The sequence below is a fragment of the Streptosporangium vulgare genome (assembly GCF_042428775.1).
Taxonomy (GTDB): Bacteria; Actinomycetota; Actinomycetes; order Streptosporangiales; family Streptosporangiaceae; genus Streptosporangium; species Streptosporangium vulgare.
In genome coordinates this window covers 36,543-56,241 of sequence record NZ_JBHMBS010000033.1, presented here as the reverse complement: position 1 = coordinate 56,241, position 19,699 = coordinate 36,543, and the positions used below count along the sequence as shown (strand labels likewise).

Genomic DNA, 19,699 nt, shown 5'->3' with positions numbered 1-19,699 from the left:
GGTGCGGCGATCGCTTTTTTTCGAGACTGCCTCATGGGTTTCGAGATCCTGGGCAGTTGCACGGTGCGTCGAGGATCCAGGCCCGCCGGCGCGGATGGGACGGTGAGCAATGCGGGGGCGTAATTTGCGAGGAGAACTCGACACGTTCCTCGCCGGTCGCGAGCAGGAGCTGATCAACTTCCGCCGGGACCTGCACATGCATCCTGAGCTCGCGTTCGCCGAATACCGCACGACGCAGCGCGTCGCCGAGCGCCTCACCGCCGCGGGACTGGTGCCCTCGGTGCTGCCGCGCGGCACCGGCCTGCTCTGCGACGTCGGCAGCGGCGACGGCCCGACCGTGGCGCTGCGGGCCGACATCGACGCGCTGCCGGTGCCGGACGAGAAGGACGTCCCCTACAGCTCGACGGTCCCCGGCGTGTGCCACGCCTGCGGTCACGACGTGCACACCGCGATCCTGCTCGGCACCTCGCTCTTCCTCGCCCAGCAGGCCGAGGCCGGCCTGCTGCCCGGCCGGGTCCGGCTGATCTTCCAGCCCGCCGAGGAGCTTCCCGGCGGCGCGCTGGAGGTGATGGCCTCGGGCGGCATCAGCGGCGTCGACCGCATCTTCGGCCTGCACTGCGACCCCCGTCTGGACGTCGGCAAGGTCGGCCTCAAGCCCGGTCCCATCACCTCGGCCTGCGACAGGGTCACGATCAGGGTGAGCGGTCCCGGCGGGCACACCGCCCGGCCGCACCTCACCGCCGACCTCGTCTTCGCGCTCGCCAAGATCCTCACCGAGCTGCCCGCCGCCCTCTCACGCCGGATCGACCCCCGCTCCTCGCTCAGCCTGGTCTGGGGCCGGGTCGAGGCGGGCTCGGTGGCCAACGCCATCCCCGACGACGGCGTCGCCGAGGGCACCGTGCGCTGCCTGGACGAGGCGGCCTGGCACGCGGCCCCCGACATGATCAAGTCGCTGCTGGAGTCGGTCGCCGGCGCGTACGGCGTCGAGGCGGAGATGGACTACGTGCGCGGCGTGCCGCCGGTGGTCAACGACAAGATCAGCGTGCAGATGCTGGCGGAGGCCGCGGAGGGCGTGCTCGGCGAGGGCGCTCCCGTGCCGACGGAGCAGAGCCTGGGCGGCGAGGACTTCGGCTGGTACCTGGAGTCCATCCCCGGCGCGTTCGCCAGGCTCGGCACCCGCGAGCCGGGGTCGGCGCACCTGGCCGACATCCACCAGGGCACCTTCGACGTGGACGAGAGCGCCATCGGTGCCGGGGTGCGTTTCCTGGCGGCGACCGCGCTGACGGCCCTCTGGGAGGGGCAGCGTCCCGTCGCGGGCGAGGCGCTCATGGCAGTGAACGCCGACAACTAGCGCGTCCTGACATCTAGTCAGCCGAAAAGTCCGGACATATCCTGAGGAACCGGTCGATGATCCTTGAAAAGGATCGTCGACCGCAGGACAGGCGTGCCAACGCCAGGCCGTGGCGGCCGTCCAGCGCTACCGGCGGGTAGTCCCGTCCCGCTTCCCGGGTCACAAGGTGGCGTGAGCTGGATAACGGACCTGTTGCGGACTTGTGTGCTGGTTTGGTCAACCCTGATGGACCAACTATCTTCCGTGCAGGGTTGCCGTGCGTCTCTTCGCGCGTGCACTGAAACGCGAAGGGAGTCCATCTTGCTTCAGAACCGATTCGGCAAGCTGGCCGCGACCGCACTGGCGGGCAGCATGCTCATGGGAGCTGCCGCGTGTGGTGGAAGCGAGGAACCGGCCACGTCGGCTGCGCCGAGCGAGGCCGCCAGCAGTGCGGCGTCGGCCGCGACGGGACCGAAGGTCGGTCTCGCGTACGACATCGGCGGGCGTGGTGACCAGTCGTTCAACGACTCCGCGGCGGCGGGCCTCGACAAGGCCAAGGCCGAGCTGGGCCTGGCCGAGGTCAGCGAGCTGGAGGCCGGCAACGGCGAGACCGAGGCGGCCAAGGAGGAGCGGCTCCGCCTGCTCGCCGACGGCGGCTTCAACCCGATCATCGCGGTGGGCTTCGCGTACTCCAACCCGGTCAAGAAGGTCGCGACCGAGTTCCCCGACGTCAAGTTCGCGATCGTCGACGACGCGGCGGCCGTCGCCCCCAACATCTCGAACCTGCTGTTCGCCGAGCACGAGGGTTCCTTCCTGGTCGGCGCCGCGGCGGCGCTGAAGAGCAAGAAGAACCACGTGGGCTTCGTCGGCGGCGTGCAGGTGCCGCTGATCAACAAGTTCGAGGCCGGGTTCGCCGCGGGCGCCAAGGCGGTCAAGTCGGACGTGAAGATCGAGGTCAAGTACCTCACCCAGCCGCCGGACTTCACCGGCTTCAGTGACCCGGCCAAGGGCAAGACCGCGGCCGAGGGCATGTTCGACGCGGGTGCCGACGTGGTCTACCAGGCCGCGGGCGGCTCCGGTGGCGGCGTGTTCGAGGCGGCCAAGGCCGCCAAGGGCCTCGCCATCGGCGTCGACTCCGACCAGGCGAAGACCGCCGCCCCCGAGCTGCAGAGCGTCATCATGACCTCCATGCTCAAGAAGGTCGACGTCGCCGTCTTCGACTTCCTGAAGAGCTTCACCACCAACTCCGTGAAGTCGGGCAGCACGATCTACGACCTCAAGGCCGACGGCGTCGACTACTCCACCACCGGTGGCCAGGTCGACGACATCAAGAGCAAGCTCGACGAGTACAAGCAGAAGATCATTTCCGGCGAGATCACCGTTCCGGACAAGACCTCCTGACCTGGTACTAATGAGGGGCCCGGCGGACATTTCCCCCGGGCCCTTTGTCTCTGACCACCACGTTCCGTATCGGGGCATCCGTACGGAGGAGGCCGTCATCAGCACCTCGGCACCGGCCGTCGAGCTCGAGGGAATCACGAAACGATTCCCCGGCGTCGTCGCCAACCGCGACATCTCCCTATCCGTACGGCAGGGGCACGTGCACGCCGTCGTCGGCGAGAACGGCGCGGGCAAGTCCACCCTCATGAAGATCCTGTACGGCATGCAACGCCCGGACGAGGGGCGGATCCGCGTCAACGGCGAGGACGTGAGCTTCCGCTCCCCCGGGGAGGCGATCGCCGTGGGCATCGGCATGGTCCACCAGCACTTCATGCTGGCCGACAACCTCACCGTGCTGGAGAACGTGATCCTCGGCAGCGAGCCCCGCAAGGGCGGGGTCGCCCTCGACTTCGGCACCGCGCGCAGGAGGATCCGGGAGATCTCCGACTCGTACGGCCTCGGCATCGACCCCGACGTCACCGTCGAGGACCTGGGCGTCGGGGCCCGCCAGCGGGTGGAGATCCTGAAGGTCCTCTACCGGGGCGCCCGGATCCTCATCCTGGACGAGCCGACCGCGGTGCTCGTGCCGCAGGAGGTCGACGAGCTCTTCGCCAACCTGCGCGAGCTGGTCCGCGAGGGTCTGACGATCATCTTCATCTCCCACAAGCTGGACGAGGTGCTCTCGGTCGCCGACGCCATCACCGTCATCCGGCGCGGCACGACCGTGGCCAGCGTGGACCCCAAGGACGTGACCGCCAGGCAGCTGGCCGAGCTGATGGTCGGCAGTGAGCTGCCCAGCCCGGAGACCCGCGAGTCCACGGTCACCGACGTGGTGGCGCTGTCGGTGCGCGGCCTCACCGTCCACTCGGCCGAGGACCGCCGTGTCGTGGACGACGTCACCTTCGACATCCGCAAGGGCGAGGTGCTCGGCATCGCCGGGGTCGAGGGCAACGGCCAGGCCGAGCTGGTCGAGGCCGTCATGGGCATGCGCGCGGCCGAGGGCGAGATCCGCCTCGGCGAGCACGACATCTCCGCCTGGACGACGCTGCGCCGCCGCGAGGCCGGCATCGGCTACATCCCCGAGGACCGCCACCGCCACGGCCTGCTGCTGGAGGCCCCGCTCTGGGAGAACCGGATCCTCGGCCACCAGACCCGGCGGCCCAACGTCAGGGGCCCCTGGATCGACCGCGCGGGGGCGCGCGAGGACACCCGGCGCATCGTCGAGGCGTACGACGTCCGGACCCCGGGCATCGACGTGGACGCCGCGGCCCTGTCCGGCGGCAACCAGCAGAAACTGATCGTCGGCCGGGAGATGAGCGGGGAGCCCGTCTTCCTGATCGCGTCTCACCCGACGCGCGGCGTCGACGTGGGCGCCCAGGCCGCGATCTGGGACCACCTGCGCGCGGCGCGCGCCGCGGGCCTCGCGGTCCTGCTGATCTCGGCCGACCTCGACGAGCTCATCGGCCTGTCGGACACCCTGAAGGTGATCCTGCGCGGCCGGATCGTCGCCGAGGTGGACCCCAAGGACGTGACACCCGAGCAGCTCGGTTCGGCCATGACGGGTGCTGGAGAGGCGGCATGAACACCCACGTAGCGCACACGCCCCCGGGAACGCGCGGTATGAACACCCAGGTGACGCACACGTCCCCCGGGACGCGCGGCATGAACATCCACGTGGCGCACACGCCTCCGAGGACGCGCGGATGAGCCGGGAGAAGTCCACCTTCGCCGACCGGCTGCTCGGACGGGTCTCGCCGACGGGGCTGCTCTCGCTCGCCGCCCCGCTCGTCGCCATCGTGTTCGCGGCGCTGATCACCATGGTCATCCTGACGATCATCGGCGCCCCGCCGCTCGACACGCTGGTCAGCATGGCCGAGTACGCCATCCGGCCGCGCTCGATCGTGCTCACCCTGAACGCCGCGACGTACTTCTACCTGTCCGCGCTCGCGGTGGCGATCGGGTTCAGGATGAACCTCTTCAACATCGGCGTCGACGGCCAGTACCGCCTGGCGGCGCTCACCGCGGCGGCCGTCGGCGGCGCGGTCACCCTGCCGGCGCCGCTGCACGTCGCGCTGATCATCTTCGTCGCCGTGCTGGTCGGCGCCGGATGGGCGGCGATCGCCGGGCTGCTCAAGGTGCGGCGCGGGGTGAGCGAGGTCATCTCCACGATCATGCTGAACGCCATCGCCACCTCGGTCGGCTTCTGGCTGCTCAACAAGGAGCGCTTCGCGGTCGAGGTCGCGGGCAGCAACAACATCGGCACGAAGCCGATCGGCCCCTCCGGCCAAGTGCCCGGCCTGGCGATCATCTCCGGCACCCAGACGAAGGTGTTCGGCCTGATCATCCTGTCGATCGCGATGGGCGTCCTCTACCACGTGGTGATCAACCGGACCCGCTTCGGCTTCGACCTGCGCGCCACCGGCCGCTCGGAGTCGGCCGCGGTGGCGAGCGGCGTGAACGTCAAGCGGATGATCCTCATCTCGATGATCCTGTCCGGCGGGGTGGCGGGCCTGGTCGGCATGCCGCAGTTGCTCGGCGCCTCCTACAGCTACAGCCTGGACTTCCCCACCGGGCTCGGCTTCACCGGCATCGCGATCGCGCTGCTCGGCCGCAACCACCCGGTCGGCATCGCGTTCGGCGCCCTGCTGTGGGCCTTCCTCGACACCTCCGCGGGCATCCTGCAGCTCCAGAAGATCTCCCCCGACATCGTCACCATCATGCAGGGCACGATCGTGCTCTCGGTGATCATCGCCTACGAGCTGGTCCACCGCTACCAGATCTCCGCCGAGCAGCGCCGGGTGAGCCGCCAGCTGGCGAGCACCACCCCGGCCAAGGAAGGAACGCCGGCATGAGCCAGGGCGCCCTCACCACGCCGGAGGCTCCCTTCCTGGAGCCGAAGACCCCCGCCCGCAGGTTCAGGGTCACCTGGCGGGTCCTGCTGCTCGCCCTCGGCGCGCTCGTCCTGCTGCTCTCCTTCGCGCGGACCGTCACCGGCGCCGTCGACCTCACCTCCGCAGGCGCGATCAACGCCTCCATCGCGCTCGCCATCCCCATCGGCCTGGCCGCCCTCGGCGGACTGTGGGCCGAGCGGGCCGGAGTGGTCAACATCGGACTCGAAGGCATGATGATCCTGGGCACCTGGTGCGGAGCCTGGGGCGCCATCCAGTTCGGCAACCCCTGGGCGGGCGTCCTCGCGGGCGCGATCGGCGGGGCCCTGGGCGGGCTGCTGCACGCGATCGCCACCGTGACGTTCGGCGTCGACCACATCATCTCCGGTGTCGCGATCACCATCCTGGGCCAGGGCGTCACCCAGTTCCTGTCCAAAGTCACCTTCGCCCAGATGCCGGGCGGCGGCGACTCCCAGTCGCCCCCGGTGCCCAAGCCCGAGGTGGTGAGCGTGCCGTGGGACCAGATCGGGGATCCGCTCAGGACGCTGGAGGCGAAGCAGTGGTTCCTGCTGTCGGACGTGGCGGGCATCCTGCGCGGCCTGACCACGAACGTCTCGCTGCTCACGATCCTGGCGATCCTGCTCGTCCCGCTCTCGTACTACCTGCTGTGGCGTACGGCGTTCGGCCTGCGCCTGCGCTCCTGCGGGGAGAGCCCGGTGGCCGCGGAGTCGCTGGGCGTCAACGTCTACACCTACAAGTACATCGCGGTGCTCGTCTCCGGCGCCCTGGCGGGCATAGGCGGCGCGTTCCTCGCGCAGGTGGCCGCGAGCGCCTACCGCGAGGGACAGACCGGCGGGCGCGGCTTCATCGGCCTCGCCGCCATGATCTTCGGTAACTGGCGGCCGGGCGGACTGGCCGGGGGCGCCGTGCTGTTCGGCTACACCGACGCGCTCCAGCTGCGCAGGGGTGGCGAGTCGGTGCACGCGCTGCTGCTCGTGGTGACGATCCTGCTCGCCGCGGTCGCCGTCTACCAGCTCGTACGGCAGAACCGGGCGAGGGCCGCGCTGATCACCGGGGTCGCGACGGTCGCCGTGTTCGTGGTGTTCGCGCTGACCGACACCGTCCCCTCGGAGTTCACCTCCGTCACCCCGCACATCACCACGCTGCTGGTGCTGTCGCTGGCGGCGCAGCGGCTCCGCCCGCCCGCCGCCGTCGGCGCGCCGTACCGCAGGGGACAGGGTAAGTGACCGTCACGCGGCACCTCACGAGCGGATCTGATTCGATGGGCGGCGAGATGAGCGGCGAGACGGGCAGTGAGACGGGCACCGAGATGAGCACCGAGACAGACATCGACTGGGCGGCGCTGAAGGCCGAGGCCGTGCGGGCCATGGGCCACGCCTACGCCCCCTACTCCAAGTTCCCCGTCGGCGCCGCCGCGCTGGTGGACGACGGGCGGATCGTGTCCGGCTGCAACGTCGAGAACGCCTCCTACGGCATCGGCCTGTGCGCCGAGTGCGGGCTGGTGTCCTCGCTGCAGGCCACCGGCGGCGGCCGTCTCGTCGCGTTCACCTGCGTCGACGGGCATGAGGAGCTCCTCATGCCGTGCGGCAGGTGCCGTCAGCTCCTGTTCGAGTTCGGCGGCCCCGAGCTGCTGCTGGAGACCATCGACGGCCCGAAGCCGATGGCGGAGATCCTCCCCTACGCCTTCGGGCCCGACGACCTGAGCCGGGGGGCCTGAGCATGGACGCGATCGACGTCATCGTCACCAAGAGGGACGGCAGGGAGCTGTCGGCGGAGCAGATCGACTGGGTGATCGACGCCTACACCAAGGGCGTCGTCGCCGACGAGCAGATGTCCGCGCTCGCGATGGCGATCCTGCTCAACGGCATGAACCGGCGGGAGATCGCCGAATGGACCCAGGCCATGATCCGCTCCGGGTCCAGGATGGACTGGTCGTCGCTGCCGGGACCCACCACCGACAAGCACTCCACCGGCGGCGTCGGTGACAAGATCACGTTGCCGCTGGCACCGCTGGTCGCCGCGTGCGGGGGGTACGTGCCCCAGCTGTCCGGCAGGGGACTCGGCCACACCGGCGGCACCCTGGACAAGCTGGAGTCCATCCCCGGCTGGCGGGCGTCCCTGTCCAACGACGGGATGCTCGACGTGCTCGGCAAGGCCGGAGCGGTCATCTGCGCGGCCGGAGACGGCCTCGCCCCCGCCGACAAGAAGCTGTACGCGCTCCGCGACGTCACCGGCACCGTCGAGGCGATCCCGCTGATCGCCTCCTCGATCATGTCGAAGAAGATCGCTGAGGGCACCGGCGCGCTCGTCCTGGACGTCAAGGTCGGCTCCGGGGCCTTCATGAAGAACGTGGAGCAGGCCCGCGAACTGGCCACGAACATGGTCGAGCTCGGCACCGACGCCGGGGTGAACACGGTCGCGCTGCTGACCGCGATGGACCGGCCGCTGGGCCGGGCCGTGGGCAACGCCCTGGAGGTCACCGAGTCGGTCGAGGTGCTCGCCGGAGGCGGGCCCGCCGACGTGGTCGAGCTGACCGTGCGGCTGGCGCGGGAGATGCTCCAGGCGGCGGGTCTGTCCGGGGGCAAGGATCCCGAGCGCGCCCTCGCGGACGGCTCGGCGATGGACGCCTGGCGCCGGATGATCACCGCCCAGGGTGGCGACCCCGACGCCCTGCTGCCCAGGGCCGCCGAGACGATGGAGATCACCGTCCCCTCGTCGGGCGTGCTGTCCAGGCTCGACGCGTACGGCGTGGGCCTGGCCGCCTGGCGGCTCGGCGCGGGCCGGGCGCGCAAGGAGGACCCGGTGTCGTTCGGCGCGGGCATCGTGTTGCACGCCAAGCCGGGGGACCTGGTCCGCGAGGGGCAGCCGCTGATGACGCTGCACGCCGACGAGACCGCGCGCTTCGAGCGGGCGCTCGCCGCCCTGGAAGGTGCCTACAGCGTCGGTGAGACCGCCGACCCGGACCTGCTGCCTCTGGTGATCGACCGCGTCACCGCCGACACAGCCTGAAACCGCCTGACGCCGGCGTCCGTGACGCTCTCCTGACCCGTTTCCGGATGTGCCCGGCGGGCCGGGACGTTCGCCCGGTCCGCCATGCGTGCCGGGACGTTTTCCTGGATGTGCCTGGCGGGCCGGGACGCCCACCCGGTCCGCCTCTCGATGTGTCTCGCGTGTCTCGCAGGCGGGACGCCCCCCGAGCGGATTCCCGGTGTGCCTGGCGGGCCGGGATGCTCGCCCGGTCCGCCTTCACATGCGCGGCCTAGCGGGCCGGGGCGCTCTTCCGCTCCGTCTCGCGGGCCGGTGGGCCGAAGATCTCGCCGATCACGGCGCGGTGGGTGGGCAGGGCGGTCGCGTGGCGCTCGCGGCCGTCCTCGGTGATGCCGACGAAGATGCCGCGCCGGTCGTCCTCGCAGATGCGGCGGGTCACCAGGCCCGCCTTCTCCAGGCGGGCGATCAGCCGGGAGCAGGCGCTCTGGCTCAGATGGACCGCGTCGGCGATCTCCTGAACCCGGTATTTGCCCTGGCCGCCCTCGACCATCCGTTCCAGGACCTCGAACTCGCTCATGCCGAGCCGGTGCCGTTCGGAGAGCTCACGTTCCAGCGCGCAGGCGGTCGTGGCGTGCTTGGCGAGCACCTCACGCCACGCGCGGACCGGGTCCTCCTCGTTCATGCCGCGGATCGTACCATGCGTGAACATTAAATGCACATTCATTAAATGCTTTTGCATTAGATGCGCTTGCATGTATTGTCGGGCGACATGACCCCTTCACCGGCCTCGACGGCTCCGCCTGATCCGTCGGTCGCACCCGTTTCCCCTGCTCCCTCTGTCTCGTCCGCTTCGCCGACGCCACCCGCACCGCCCGTTCCGCTGTCCGTCTCGCCGCCCGGCGAGCGCTGGAGCGCGGGTCTGTGGGCCGCGCTCACCGTGCTCTGCGCCGTGGTCTTCCTCGACGCGCTCGACGTCTCGATGGTGGGAGTCGCCCTGCCGTCCATCCAGGCGGACCTGGGGCTGTCCACGTCCTCCCTGCAGTGGGTGGTCAGCGGTTACGTGCTCGGTTACGGCGGGTTGCTCCTCCTCGGCGGCCGGACCGCCGACCTGCTCGGGCGTCGCAGGGTCTTCCTGGTCGCCCTCGCGGTCTTCGTCGTGGCCTCGCTCCTCGGCGGCCTCGTCAACGACGGCACGCTGCTGATCGCGGCCCGCTTCGTCAAGGGCGTCAGCGCCGCCTTCACCGCGCCCGCCGCGCTCTCCATCATCACCACGACCTTCGCCGAGGGACCTGCCCGCAACAGGGCTCTCAGCGTCTTCACCGCCTCCGGCGCCAGCGGCTTCTCCCTGGGCCTGGTCATCTCCGGATTCCTGACCGAGCTCGGCTGGCGCTGGACGTTCCTCATGCCGGTGCCCGTCGCGATCATCGCGCTGGTCGCGGCCCTGAGGTTCCTTCCCAGGCAGCGGGAGGAGCGCGCCGAGGGCGGCCATGACCTCATCGGCGCCGTCACCATCACCGGCTCCATGCTGCTGCTCGTCTACGCCGTGGTGGAGGCGCCCGGCGCGGGCTGGGGCTCGCCGCGCACGATCGCCTCGCTGCTGGGGGCCGCCCTGCTGCTGGCCGTCTTCGTCCTCACCGAGCAGCGCGTCAAGCACCCGCTGGTACGTCTCGGCATCCTGCGCTCCGGCCCGATCGTCCGCGCCAATCTGGGGCTCGTGATCCTGTTCGGCTCCTACGTCGGCTTCCAGTTCGTCGCCATGCAGTACTTCCAGAACTTCCTGCACTGGTCGGCCCTGGAGACCGCGCTCGCCTTCCTGCCCGCCGGGCTCCTGGTGGCGGTGACCTCCACCAGGATGGGCAAGCTGGCCGACCGGTTCGGCACCGCCAGGCTGATCGTGGTCGGCTCGGCCGCCCTCGCCGCCGGGTACGCGTTCTTCCTCCGGATCAACGGCGAGCCCAGCCTGGCCACGCTCATCATCCCCGGCATGGTCCTGCTGGGCATCGCGTTCGCCCTGTCCTTCCCCTCGCTGAACATCCAGGCGACCAACGGGGTGGCCGACGACGAGCAGGGCCTGGCCTCAGGACTGCTCAACACCTCGGGGCAGGTCGGCGGAGCGGTGGTGCTGGCCGTCGTGACGGCCGTCCTCACCTCCGGTACGGGCGCCGATCCCATCGGCACCTTCCGGGCCGCGATCACGGTCTCGGGGATCCTCGCCGTGGTCGGCCTGCTGATCGCCCTCACCGGCCTCCGCGCCCGTCGCGCGCCCGTCGCGGCGGAGAGGGAGAAGGTGCTGGAGACCGTCTAGGGCGGGTCGTCCGGGGGGCACCGCTCGCGTTCCCGTCCCACACGGGGACAGGGACGGGGACGCGAGCACCCTCGGGACTCGAGCACCCTCGGGACGCGGGCATCTTCGAGATACGAGCGCCCTCGGGACGCGAGGAGGGCCGCCGCCGGACGACCGGGGCTCGGCGGCGGCCCTTCTCTCGGCCCACCGGCCTCTTCGCCGCCTTTGCCGCGACCCATGGCTCTCCGCCCATGACCCAGGTCTCCGCCACGACTCACGGCCTCCTCCGTTACGACCCACCGCCCTTTCCGTCACGACTCGCGGTTCTCCCCACGTTCCACGGTCCCTTCCGATACGACTCGCGGTCGTCTCCGTCACGACCGGGGTGCTTGACTCCCCCCTCGACAAGGTGTCACGATCCGGCCAGGGCGCACGCGGACGGCCGGGGGGTGAACCTCTCCGGAGACCTGAGCATCTAACGGGGCAGGAGGCTCATATGAACCGCACCCTCGTTTCCCTCGCGCTCGTCTCCCCGTTCCTGCTGGCGGTCGGCTGTGGCTCGGCCACGCAGACCGCGACCCCGTCCTCGGCCGGCCCGGTGACCACGGCCCCGGCGGATCCGGTGACCACACCGCCCGCCGCGTCCCCCACGCCCTCCACGCCATCCGCCGTCGTGGCCGGGCTGCTCCCGCCGACGAGCACCAAGGAGGTCGAGGTCGACCGCTCCATCGACACCCAGCCGACCGTCACCGGAGCCCGGTTCGGGAAGCACAAGGGGTTCGACCGGGTGGTGATCGACTTCAAGGGCGACCTGCCCGGCTACACCGCGCGGTGGGTGCCCAAGCTCGTCCAGGACGGCTCGGGAGATCCGGTCGACGTCAAGGGCGGGGCCTATCTGCAGCTGACGATCACCCCGGCCGTCGCGCACACCGAGGCGGGCAAGCCCACCTGGACGGGCGGCCCGATCTTCCAGACCAAGCTGGGCAACGTCCGGAACGTGGTGAAGATGGGCGACTTCGAGGGCGTGGTGAGCGTGGGCGTCGTCCTCGGCCGCAAGGCGCCGTTCCGGGTGCTGGAGCAGAAGAACCCGTACCGGCTGGTCGTCGACATCGCGCACTAGTCACTCACCGAATCACGCGCCGGATCGCGCACCGAGTCATGCACCCGATCACGCGCCGGGTCGCGTACCGGAAGCGCCGAGGGCGTTGAGGGGCGCCGCGCGTCGAGACCGGTGACAGACTGGTCCGATGGTACGCAAAATCGATAGCGCGACACGGATTCCCGTTCCGGGGGGCAAGACGATCGACGAATACGTCGGTCTGGCCAACACCGGCGACGCCGGGATCTCGATCGCGCACATGAAGGCCCCGGCAGGGTGGGACGAGCCCGCCCAGACGCCGGAGTTCGCCGAGTACACGCTGGTGCTCAAGGGCACCGTTCTCGTGGAGCACGACGGAGGCACCACCGAGGTCGGCCCGGGGCAGGTGTTCGTGTGCGAGCCGGGGGAGCGGATCCGCTACAGCTCCGGCCCCGACGGCGCCGAGTACGTCGCCGTCTGCCTGCCCGCCTTCTCCCCGGAGACCGTCAACCGCGACGACGCGTGAAGGGGCGACACCCGGTAACGGTTCGTCACGGTCGATCCCGGTGTCTTCGTACCGGGATCGACGCCATGTCCCGTCGCGCGGGACACCTGTGTGAACGTTCCCAGGCCAGGCCGTGACGGCGTTTTCGCACAGGCCGACTGGTCAGGCCCCTGACGGTAAGGTTGCCAATTGACTTCCTCCCCACGGCTGAAGCCAGGGGGCTCCAACCCTCACGGGTTGGGTTTCCTGCTTCGCTGCCGGTTGCCCGCTAGGAGGAAAACTCTCCTCTTTGAGGTCTTACACCAGCTCCACAGGCGTTTTTTCTCTCCGCCAGCCCGGCGGCGAGGGTGGTGCAGGTCATGCGTGCGGCGGCTTGGTTATCGCCACCGCACGAGCATGTTAGCCCGTGCAGAGCCTTGCCGAGTTTCCTTTCCACACTAAAGGCGGGGGTCTCCACACTGAAAGGAACACGATGAGTCAGTTACCCACTTTCGAGCAGATTCGCCAGGCTCCGAAGGTGTTGCTCCACGATCACCTCGACGGTGGCCTGCGGCCCGAGACCATCATCGACCTGGCCCGCGAGACGGGCTACGACAGGTTGCCCGCGACCGAGACGGAGAGCCTGCGCGCCTGGTTCAGGGAGTCCGCCGACTCCGGCTCGCTGGAGCGCTACCTGGAGACCTTCGAGCACACGGTCGGCGTCATGCAGACACGCGAGGCGCTGGTCAGGGTCGCCGCCGAGTGCGCGGAGGACCTGGCGGAAGACGGCGTCGTCTACGCCGAGGTGCGTTACGCGCCCGAGCAGCACACCTCCGCGGGCCTGAGCCTCGAAGAGGTCATCGAGGCCGTGCAGGAGGGCTTCGGCGCCGGTTCCGCGGGGCGGGGCATCCGGGTGGGCACGCTGCTCACCGCGATGCGCCACCAGGCCAGGTCCATGGAGATCGCCGAACTCGCGGTCCGCTACCGCGACGCCGGGGTGGTCGGGTTCGACATCGCCGGCGCGGAGGCGGGCTACCCTCCCACCCGCCACCTGGACGCCTTCGAGTACCTCCAGCGGGAGAACGCCCACTTCACCATCCACGCGGGCGAGGCGTTCGGCCTGCCGTCGATCTGGCAGGCGATCCAGTGGTGCGGCGCCGACCGGCTCGGCCACGGCGTACGGATCATCGACGACATCTCCGTCCAGAGTGACGGGGAGCCCAAGCTGGGCCGTCTGGCGGCCTACGTCCGTGACAAGCGCATCCCGCTGGAGATGTGCCCGACGTCCAACCTGCAGACCGGCGCGGCGGCCTCCATCGCCGAGCACCCGATCGGCCTGCTGCGCCGCCTGAACTTCCGGGTCACGGTCAACACCGACAACCGGCTGATGAGCGGTACGTCCGTCTCCGAGGAGTTCGCCAAGCTGTCGGAGGCGTTCGGCTACGGCTGGGACGACATGCTGTGGTTCACCGTCAACGCCATGAAGTCCGCGTTCCTGCCGTTCGACGAGCGCCTGTCGCTCATCAACGGTGTCATCAAGCCCGGTTTCGCGCGCCTCAAATGGCAGGCGTGAACGGGCTCGTACGAGTGAAGTGAGCTTTCCGATGAAGCAGGTGTTCCGCTCCACCTTCGCGATGATCGTCGGCTGGGTCTGGATGGCCTTCGCCGCGTTCAGCGCGGTCGATCTGGTCGTCCGCTACAGCGGGCAGGCGTCGATGGTCGCCGCGGCGGTGCTGGGGGTGCTGACCGCCCTGGTCTTCGTCACCTGCCTGCGCCCGGCGGTCATCCTGTCCGAGGAGGGCGTCCTGGTCCGCAACCCGCTGAGGAACGCCTTCGTGGCCTGGCGGGACGTGGACGAGGTCACGGTCTCGCACTCGATCACGATCATCTCCGGCGGTGAGCGGGTCCGCTGCTGGGTGCCGCAGGCCTCGGCCCGCGAGCGGGCGGCGGCGGCGCGCAGGGGGCGGTCCACGTCCGCGCCCGCGCGGGGCCGTTTCAGGACCGAGCCGGTCCGCTCGAAGGGCGAGCAGGCCGCCGCCGAGGCGCTGGCGGGAAAGACCCACGCCGACTGGGTGGCCGGGCAGATCACCGAACGGGCGGAAGCCGCCAGGCGCGCGGCCGCGGTCACCGGGACCCAGAAGGCGCCCGGGGCTTCGGCGGCGACCGGGACTCCGGTGGTGCCCGGGACGTCGGCGGCGACCGGGGCGGAGCCCGAGGCCGGGACCGCTACGGGCACCGGCACCGCTACGGGCACCGGCACCGATACGGGGACCGGCGCGCTCAAGGTGACCTGGTCGCCGAGCGCCCTCGCGGCCTTCGCGGTCGCGGCCCTGCTGGTGGTCGCCGCCTTCCTCGCCTGACAGCTCACAGCTGACCGTTGGTCATTGACCGTTCCCGCCCTGACGGCTGATCAGGCCGACGGCTGATCGGATCGGCGACCGGCGAGGGCGGACAGCCGTGGCAGGGCCGGGGACGTCTTCTCGCGTCGGCCCCGGTGAGGCCGGTGAGGTCAGAGGCCGAGCGCCTCGGAGAGGTCGGCCTTCAGGGCGTCGAGATCCTCTACGGCCCGCGCACGGGCGGCGGAGACCTCGCCGGTCACCGGGACCACGACCTCCAGGTAGCACTTGAGCTTGGGCTCGGTCCCCGAGGGGCGGACGACGACCCGGGCGCCCCCGGCCAGGTGATAGCGGACGCCGTCGGTGGGCGGCAGCCCGCCCGCGCCGAGGCTCAGGTCGTCGGCCGTCTCGACCTCGCGACCGCCGAGCCGCGCGGGCGGCGTGGCCCGCAGGCGGGCCATCGCCCCGGTGATCAGCGACAGGTCCGCCACCCGGAACGACAGCTGGGACGTGGCGTGCAGGCCGTGACGGCGTGCCAGGTCGTCCAGGAGGTCGAGCAGGCCGCGGCCCTCCAGCTTGGCCCGCGCGGCGATCCCGGCCACGGTGAGCGCCGCTCCGATGCCGTCCTTGTCGTGCACGGGCAGCCCGAGGTCGGAGCCGACGCTGTACCCCAGCGCCTCCTCGTACCCGAACAGCAGGCCCTCACCGGCTTTCATGATCCACTTGAAGCCGGTCAGGGTCTCCGCGTAGCGCACCCCGTACTCGGCGGCGATCTTGCCGAGCAGGGACGAGGAGACGATGGTGGTCGCCACCAGGCGGTCGTCGCCCGAGGTCTGCCGGATCACGTGTTCGCCCAGCAGGGCACCCACCTCGTCGCCGGTCAGCATCCGGTAGCCGCCACCGGGCAGCGGCACGCCCACCGCGCAGCGGTCCGCGTCGGGGTCGTTGGCCAGGATCAGATCGGCCCCGACCCGCTCCGCGAGCTCCAGCGCGAGATCCATCGCGCCGGGCTCCTCCGGGTTGGGGAAGGCGACGGTGGGGAAGTCGGGGTCGGGCTCGGCCTGCGCCTCGACGGTCGCGGGCGCGTCGAACCCGGCGGCGACGAAGGCCCTCGCCAGGGTGTCGCCGCCCACGCCGTGCAGCGGGGTGTAGGCCACCCGCAGCTCGCGTGCGCCGCCGATCGGGAGCGCGGTCACCGCCTTCAGGTAGGCGGCCACGACGCCGTCGTCCAGCTCGTTCCACGAGGGGTCGCCGGGGGAGCCGAGGGGCAGCTCGGAGACCGGCCCCGTCGCGTCGATGGCGGCGGAGATCTCCGCGTCCACCGGTGGCACGATCTGGGAGCCGTCGCCCCAGTAGACCTTGTAGCCGTTGTCGCGGGGCGGGTTGTGGCTGGCGGTGACGGTCACGCCCGCGTCGGCGCCGAGGTGGCGGACGGCGAAGGCCAGCACGGGGGTGGGCAGCGGCCCGGGGAGGACCGAGGCGCGCAGCCCGGCCCCGGTGAGCACGGCCGCGGTGTCGCGGGCGAAGGCGTCCGACTTGTGCCGGGCGTCGTAGCCGATCACGACGTGTTTGCCGGGACCGAGGACGCGGGCCAGCCCGGCCGCGGCGCGCATGACCGTCACCCGGTTCATCCGGTTGGGACCGGCGCCCAGCTCGCCCCGGAGCCCGGCGGTGCCGAACTCCAGCCTGGAGCCGAACCGCTCGCGCAGCGCGTCGCCGTCGCCGCTCTCCAGCAGCTTCTCCAGTTCGGCGCGCGTGTCGGGGTCGGGGTCCTGGGCCAGCCAGGAACGGGCGTGCCCTGCGAGATCGCTGCTCATCGTCACCTCTCGGGGCCGGGCCCGTCCGCTCGCCGGGCCCGTCTCCTGTTGATCCCTGTGATCCCTGAAGCCAGGGTGGTTCTCGAAGGCCGGACGTCGCTCGCCGTCCTACAGCTTGCCGACGACCCTCGCCAGCAGGCCGCCCATGCGCGTGGCGGTGGCCCGGCCGACCTCCAGCACCTCCTCGTGGTTGAGCGGCTCGCCCACCAGCCCGGCACCCGGGTTCGTGACCAGGGAGATGCCCAGCACCTCGGCGCCGCCCTCGCGGGCCGCGATGGCCTCCAGCACGGTGGACATGCCCACCATGTCGCCGCCGAGGATGCGGCACATGCGGACCTCGGCCGGGGTCTCGTACGTCGGGCCGCGGAAGGCCACGTAGACGCCCTCGGCCAGTGAGGGGTCGGCCTCGCGGGCCAGCGCGCGCAGGCGCGGGGTGTAGACGTCGGTGAGGTCGACGAAGGTGGCGCCGGTGATCGGGCTGGCACCGGTCAGGTTGATGTGGTCACTGATCAGCACCGCCTCGCCGACCTCCTGGGTCTCGGGGCGCAGGCCCCCGGCGGCGTTGGTCAGCACGACCGTGCCCACCCCGGCCCTGATCGCGGTCCGTACGCCGTGCACGACCGGCTCCACGCCGCGGCCCTCGTAGAGGTGGGTACGGCCGAGGAAGATCAGTACGTTCTTGCCCGACTCGGTCCGCACGGCGCGGATCCGGCCCGCGTGGCCCTGCACGGCGGGCGGCGCGAAGCCGGGCAGGTCGGTCACCGGGATCTCGGCGACCGTCTCGCCGATCGCGTCGGCGGCCGGGACCCAGCCGGACCCCATCACCAGCGCGACGTCGAAGGAATCCACGCCGACGGCGCTTCTCAGCGCGTCCGCGGCGTCGTTGGCGAGTGCATAAGGGTCATTGGTCACGTCACCGAGCGTACCGGTCATCCGCCTTCGCGCCACGTCGTGTCTCCTGCTCAACGGAGGGTACGGCCGTCCTGGGCGGCGGGTCCGGCGACGAGTCGTTGGACGAACCGTCAGACGAGCCGGGTGGCGATCACCGAGACCAGGCCGACCGCCGCTCCCGCCGCGATCAGCCACGCCGAGTTCAGCTTCGTCCTCCACAGGGCCAGCAGCGTTCCGGCCGTCAGCGCCCAGGTGAGCGGATCGACCAGGGAGATGCGGCCGAGCTGGAGCGCGACTCCGGCCATCAGCGCGAGCGCGGCGGCGTTCACCCCGTCGAGCAGCGCGCTCGACCAGGCCCTCGACCTGATCCGGTCGGTGATCCTGGTGAGCAGCCCGACCAGCAGGAAGCTCGGCAGGAAGATGGCCACCGTGGCGAGGACGGCCCCCGGGACTCCGGCGACCAGGTAGCCGACGAAGGTGGCCGTGGTGAAGACCGGGCCAGGGGTGAACTGGCCGATCGAGACGGCGTCGGCGAGCTGGGTGGAGCTGAGCCAGCCGAGCCGCTCGACGAAGTCACCCTCCAGGAAGGCCAGCAGGACGTAGCCGCTCCCGTACAGGACGGCTCCGATCTTGAGCATGGTGAGGAAGAGGCGGAGCAGATGGTCGGGGTCCTGGCCACCGGCCAGGGCCAGCGGCGCGGCCAGCAGCGCCCGCGAGGTCCGCGAGCCGTCCGAGGGCGGTTCCTCTCCGACGCCGCGCGGGCGGGAACGCCGGGCGGAGATCGTCCGCACCACCACGGTCAGCAGGCCCCCGGTGGCGAGCAGGAGCAGCTCGTTCACGCCGAGCAGGTAGGCCGCCAGGACGCCCACGGCCAGGATCCACAGGTACGTGGTCCCCAGCGCGGTACGGACCAGGGAGAGCAGGGCCCAGACGATGATCGCGATGACGACGGGCCTGACGCCGTACAGGATCCCGCTCACCGCGGGGGTGTGGCCGTAGTGGACGTACAGGGCCGCCAGCGTGCCGACCATGAGCGCGGCGGGCAGGATGAAGCAGACTCCGGCCGACACCAGGCCACGCCACCCGGCGCGGTCGTGGCCGATGTGGATGGCCAGCTCCGTGGAGTTGGGGCCGGGGATGAGGTTGGTCGCGCCGACCAGGTCGAGGAAGCGCTGCTCGGTCAGCCAGCCGCGCCGCCGCACCACCTCGTCGTGCATCATCGCGATGTGCGCCGCGGGACCGCCGAAGGCGATCACGCCCAGCCGCAGGAACAGCCAGGTCACCTCGCGCAGGGATGACCCGCGCCCGACTTCTCCGTTTTCGGGAGGTCCGTCCTTCACCCTGGAATCATGGCATTTTTCCAGGTGAAGGCGGGATGGCGTGCCGGTTAACGCCACGTTCCGTGCGGGCTCGCGCGCTCCCGGGGAGCCGCCGGGCCGACGACCCCGGGACGCGGCCGGTGACACGCCGGGCCGAGGCCCCCTGGGACGCGGTGGTGACGCGCCGGGCCGGCGACTCGCCGGGACGCGGCCGGTGACGTGTCGGGCCCGGCGGCTTCCCGGCAAGATCCTGGGGAAGGGCGCCCTCTAGCTCCCCAGGGAGGTGCAGGGACGGCCGCGCAGCTCCCTGACGTAGTCGTCGGGGGCACCGGCGCGCTCGGCGGCCTCGGCGAGGATGCCGAGGTAGCGGGCCGAGGGCAGCCCGCCCTCGTACCCGTCGAGCACGTAGAACCACGCCACGACCTCGCCCTCCATGGTCTGCACCCGGAGCTTGACCTTGTGGTAGAGGCCCCGGGCCGCGCCCTCCCACTGGTCGAGGGAGCTCTCGTCCCACTCGGGCACGTCGTAGAGGACGACGAAGACCTGGTCGGCGGCGTCCTCGACGATGGAGGCGAGCGCGCCCTCCCAGCCCAGGTCGTTCCCGCCGAAGGTCAGGCGCCAGCCCTGGAGCCAGCCCGTCCCCCTGATCGGGGAGTGAGGGGCCCGCTGGGCCATCTGCTTCGGGTCCATGTTGCTGCCGTAAGCGGCGTAGACAGGCACGGAGACAAACACTAATCCAAGATCCGCGAGACGCTCACTCAGCTTCGAAGCCACGCCGATGTCTCGCGGAATCCCGATGGTTTTGTGGGGGTTTCGTGGTTTA

The 19,699-nt window shown here is 70.9% G+C and carries 17 protein-coding genes; 12 read left to right on the top strand and 5 right to left on the bottom strand.

The genetic code is table 11. The features are described 5' to 3' along the window. Nucleotides 1-109: 109 nt before the first annotated feature. From ACFFRH_RS38690 to ACFFRH_RS38660, 7 genes are all read left to right on the top strand, one after another. Nucleotides 110-1,351: a M20 family metallopeptidase gene (locus ACFFRH_RS38690; protein WP_344749210.1), complete on the top strand. Its 1,242-nt coding sequence runs from the start codon at nt 110-112 to the stop codon at nt 1,349-1,351. Nucleotides 1,352-1,651: 300 nt separating this feature from the next. After that, nucleotides 1,652-2,731, top strand: a complete 1,080-nt coding sequence (locus ACFFRH_RS38685; RefSeq protein ID WP_344749209.1) for a BMP family lipoprotein — start codon at nt 1,652-1,654, stop codon at nt 2,729-2,731. Between the two features lie 97 nt (nt 2,732-2,828). Further along, on the top strand, nt 2,829-4,352 hold the full coding sequence (locus ACFFRH_RS38680) for an ABC transporter ATP-binding protein (protein ID WP_386162523.1): 1,524 nt from the start codon (nt 2,829-2,831) through the stop codon (nt 4,350-4,352). 121 nt (nt 4,353-4,473) lie between these two features. Continuing rightward, the gene (locus tag ACFFRH_RS38675; RefSeq protein WP_386162492.1) at nt 4,474-5,622 is read left to right on the top strand and encodes an ABC transporter permease; all 1,149 of its coding nucleotides are present in this window, start codon (nt 4,474-4,476) and stop codon (nt 5,620-5,622) included. Next, nucleotides 5,619-6,905, top strand: coding sequence for an ABC transporter permease (locus tag ACFFRH_RS38670; RefSeq protein WP_386162489.1), 1,287 nt, complete (start codon nt 5,619-5,621; stop codon nt 6,903-6,905). The genes ACFFRH_RS38675 and ACFFRH_RS38670 overlap by 4 nt, the downstream gene beginning before the upstream one ends. An 83-nt stretch (nt 6,906-6,988) precedes the next feature. Next, a complete protein-coding gene (locus ACFFRH_RS38665) occupies nt 6,989-7,396 on the top strand; it encodes a cytidine deaminase (RefSeq protein WP_386162521.1) in 408 nt (135 codons plus the stop codon). A 2-nt stretch (nt 7,397-7,398) separates the two neighbouring features. After that, on the top strand, nt 7,399-8,688 hold the full coding sequence (locus tag ACFFRH_RS38660; RefSeq protein ID WP_386162486.1) for a thymidine phosphorylase: 1,290 nt from the start codon (nt 7,399-7,401) through the stop codon (nt 8,686-8,688). A 250-nt stretch (nt 8,689-8,938) separates the two neighbouring features. Here the strand turns inward: ACFFRH_RS38660 and ACFFRH_RS38655 are convergent, their stop codons facing one another. Then, nucleotides 8,939-9,349: a MarR family winged helix-turn-helix transcriptional regulator gene (locus ACFFRH_RS38655; protein ID WP_386162483.1), complete on the bottom strand. Its 411-nt coding sequence runs from the start codon at nt 9,347-9,349 to the stop codon at nt 8,939-8,941. 87 nt (nt 9,350-9,436) lie between these two features. Between ACFFRH_RS38655 and ACFFRH_RS38650 the strand changes: the two genes are divergently transcribed. From ACFFRH_RS38650 to ACFFRH_RS38630, 5 genes are all read left to right on the top strand, one after another. Further along, on the top strand, nt 9,437-10,972 hold the full coding sequence (locus ACFFRH_RS38650) for an MFS transporter (RefSeq protein WP_386162480.1): 1,536 nt from the start codon (nt 9,437-9,439) through the stop codon (nt 10,970-10,972). 475 nt (nt 10,973-11,447) lie between these two features. Continuing rightward, nucleotides 11,448-12,071, top strand: coding sequence for an AMIN-like domain-containing (lipo)protein (locus tag ACFFRH_RS38645; protein ID WP_386162478.1), 624 nt, complete (start codon nt 11,448-11,450; stop codon nt 12,069-12,071). Nucleotides 12,072-12,198: 127 nt separating this feature from the next. Beyond that, the gene (locus tag ACFFRH_RS38640) at nt 12,199-12,555 is read left to right on the top strand and encodes a cupin domain-containing protein (protein WP_386162475.1); all 357 of its coding nucleotides are present in this window, start codon (nt 12,199-12,201) and stop codon (nt 12,553-12,555) included. 451 nt (nt 12,556-13,006) lie between these two features. After that, nucleotides 13,007-14,086 carry an adenosine deaminase gene (locus tag ACFFRH_RS38635; RefSeq protein ID WP_386162472.1) on the top strand — a complete coding sequence of 360 codons (1,080 nt, stop codon included), beginning with the start codon at nt 13,007-13,009 and terminating at the stop codon, nt 14,084-14,086. 31 nt (nt 14,087-14,117) lie between these two features. Then, nucleotides 14,118-14,873, top strand: a complete 756-nt coding sequence (locus tag ACFFRH_RS38630; RefSeq protein WP_386162469.1) for a hypothetical protein — start codon at nt 14,118-14,120, stop codon at nt 14,871-14,873. A gap of 149 nt (nt 14,874-15,022) precedes the next feature. On the opposite strand, the gene ACFFRH_RS38625 is transcribed toward ACFFRH_RS38630, so the two are convergent. From ACFFRH_RS38625 to ACFFRH_RS38610, 4 genes are all read right to left on the bottom strand, one after another. Continuing rightward, a complete protein-coding gene (locus ACFFRH_RS38625) occupies nt 15,023-16,666 on the bottom strand; it encodes a phospho-sugar mutase (RefSeq protein ID WP_386162467.1) in 1,644 nt (547 codons plus the stop codon). 108 nt (nt 16,667-16,774) lie between these two features. Then, a complete protein-coding gene (locus tag ACFFRH_RS38620; RefSeq protein ID WP_344750073.1) occupies nt 16,775-17,578 on the bottom strand; it encodes a purine-nucleoside phosphorylase in 804 nt (267 codons plus the stop codon). 110 nt (nt 17,579-17,688) lie between these two features. After that, nucleotides 17,689-18,840, bottom strand: a complete 1,152-nt coding sequence (gene chrA / locus ACFFRH_RS38615; RefSeq protein WP_386162465.1) for a chromate efflux transporter — start codon at nt 18,838-18,840, stop codon at nt 17,689-17,691. A 303-nt stretch (nt 18,841-19,143) separates the two neighbouring features. Beyond that, a complete protein-coding gene (locus ACFFRH_RS38610; protein WP_344750057.1) occupies nt 19,144-19,596 on the bottom strand; it encodes a gamma-glutamylcyclotransferase family protein in 453 nt (150 codons plus the stop codon). Between the last annotated feature and the right edge of the window lie 103 nt (nt 19,597-19,699).

Bases quoted from the DNA above. Each gene is read 5' to 3' on its own strand.
- ACFFRH_RS38690 (WP_344749210.1), top strand. From the start codon at position 110: ATGCGGGGGCGTAATTTGCGAGGAGAACTCGACACGTTCCTCGCCGGT.
- ACFFRH_RS38675 (WP_386162492.1), top strand. From the start codon at position 4,474: ATGAGCCGGGAGAAGTCCACCTTCGCCGACCGGCTGCTCGGACGGGTC.
- ACFFRH_RS38670 (WP_386162489.1), top strand. From the start codon at position 5,619: ATGAGCCAGGGCGCCCTCACCACGCCGGAGGCTCCCTTCCTGGAGCCG.
- ACFFRH_RS38665 (WP_386162521.1), top strand. From the start codon at position 6,989: ATGAGCACCGAGACAGACATCGACTGGGCGGCGCTGAAGGCCGAGGCC.
- ACFFRH_RS38660 (WP_386162486.1), top strand. From the start codon at position 7,399: ATGGACGCGATCGACGTCATCGTCACCAAGAGGGACGGCAGGGAGCTG.
- ACFFRH_RS38655 (WP_386162483.1), bottom strand. From the start codon at position 9,349: ATGAACGAGGAGGACCCGGTCCGCGCGTGGCGTGAGGTGCTCGCCAAG.
- ACFFRH_RS38650 (WP_386162480.1), top strand. From the start codon at position 9,437: ATGACCCCTTCACCGGCCTCGACGGCTCCGCCTGATCCGTCGGTCGCA.
- ACFFRH_RS38645 (WP_386162478.1), top strand. From the start codon at position 11,448: ATGAACCGCACCCTCGTTTCCCTCGCGCTCGTCTCCCCGTTCCTGCTG.
- ACFFRH_RS38640 (WP_386162475.1), top strand. From the start codon at position 12,199: ATGGTACGCAAAATCGATAGCGCGACACGGATTCCCGTTCCGGGGGGC.
- ACFFRH_RS38635 (WP_386162472.1), top strand. From the start codon at position 13,007: ATGAGTCAGTTACCCACTTTCGAGCAGATTCGCCAGGCTCCGAAGGTG.
- ACFFRH_RS38630 (WP_386162469.1), top strand. From the start codon at position 14,118: ATGAAGCAGGTGTTCCGCTCCACCTTCGCGATGATCGTCGGCTGGGTC.
- ACFFRH_RS38625 (WP_386162467.1), bottom strand. From the start codon at position 16,666: ATGAGCAGCGATCTCGCAGGGCACGCCCGTTCCTGGCTGGCCCAGGAC.